2 protein-coding genes are annotated in these 1,583 nt (G+C 73.3%); both read left to right on the forward strand.

Annotation, left to right across the window (positions count from 1 at the left end; translation table 11 throughout):
• Positions 1-832: ABC transporter ATP-binding protein (locus PLL68_RS14955; RefSeq protein ID WP_324535452.1), on the forward strand; the 832-nt coding region annotated here is incomplete at its 5' end.
• Positions 829-1,583: ABC transporter ATP-binding protein (locus PLL68_RS14960; protein WP_324535454.1), on the forward strand; the 755-nt coding region annotated here is incomplete at its 3' end. The genes PLL68_RS14955 and PLL68_RS14960, both read left to right, overlap by 4 nt.

Here is a 1,583-nt window from a genome sequence, read left to right on the forward strand (position 1 = left end):
CGGCCTGCGCGTGGTGACGCGCGGCCTCGTGCACATCTACCACGCCGACGGGCACGATGTCGCCGCCCTGTCGGGCATCGACCTCGTCGTGGCGGCGGGGGAGCGGTTGGCGCTCCTCGGCCCGTCCGGTGCTGGGAAGTCGACGTTGCTCACCCTGTTCGGCGGCCTGCTGCGCCCGAGCGCCGGACGCCTGCTCGTCGGCGACCGGGAGCTCAGCCAGCTCACCGAAGCCGAGCTCGACGAGGTACGCGGCACCGAGGTCGCGATGGTCCTGCAGGGGGCGGCACGCAACCTGCTGCCCTACCTCTCGGCACGGGGCAACGTCGCGTTCGCCCAGGGTGCGGCGCGCCAGCGCGGCCGTGACGTGCCCACCCCCGACGAGGTCCTCGACCTCGTCGGGTTCCCCGCGGCATCCGCCGACGGCCCGCTGGACCACCTGACCCCCGGCGCCCTCCAGCTGCTCGCCGTGGCGGTCGCCGTCTCGTGCCGACCGGGGCTGTTGCTCGGTGACGAACCGACGAGCCAGCTCGACCACGGCGCGCGCGACGTCGTGCTCGAGGCGTTGGCGCAGGTCAACCGCCAGTGGGGCACCACCGTCATCATCGTGACGCACGACCCCGACGTCGCCGCAGCGATGCCGCGCACGATCACCATTCGCGACGGCCGGGTCGGTGCCGAGGGCCGCGAGGGTGAGGAGTTCGCCGTGGTCTCGGCCGACGGCTCGGTGCCGCTGCCGCCCCACGCCCTGGCCGCCATCCCACCGGGATCCCTGGTGCGACTGCACGAGGAGGACGGCCGCTGGGTGCTCGTCGTCGAGGAGGAGAGTCCATGACCGTGTCCGCTCACGCCGTTTCCCCGGATGCCGCGCCCGCCGTCGCGTGCACCGGCCTGGTCGTGCGCTTCGGCGCCACCACGGCGCTCGACGCGGTTGACCTCGTGGTGCACCCCGGTGAGCTCGTCGCCGTCACCGGCCACTCCGGGGCGGGCAAGAGCACCCTGCTCTCGGTCGTGGCCGGCATCGTCACACCCGATGCCGGGGATGTGCTCGTGGGCGGGCGCCCGGTGGCCGGGGTGGCCGAGGCCGTCGAGGCCGGGGTGGCGCTCATCCCGCAGGGCAACGGGCTCGCAGCGATGCTGACGGCACGGGAGAACGTCCTGGTCCCGCTGCTTGCCCGTGGAGTGGCTCCCGAGGACGCGCCTGCTCGAGCGGCCGCCGCGCTGGATTCCGTCGGGCTGGGTGAGGTGTTCTCGCACCTCGTCGAGGAGCTGTCCGGCGGGCAGCAGCAGCGCGTGGCCGTGGCGCGTGCGCTGGCCTTGGACTGCCTCGTGCTGCTGGCTGACGAGCCGACCTCGGAACTGGATCACACGAACCGCGAGGTCGTGCTGCGACGGCTGCGCGCGCGGGCCTCACAGGGGGCAGCGGTCGTCATGGCCACGCACGACCCGGAGGCGGCCGCAGCGGCCGACCGAGTGGTGCACCTCGACGACGGCGCCCTCACCACCCCTGACGTCGTGCATTCCATCTACCTGAGAACCACCCAACCGGCCTCCCGAGGGTGGCTGGAATGCACGAAGTCGTCTAG

This window comes from Ornithinibacter sp. (genome assembly GCF_035443565.1).
GTDB lineage: Bacteria > Actinomycetota > Actinomycetes > Actinomycetales > Dermatophilaceae > Fodinibacter.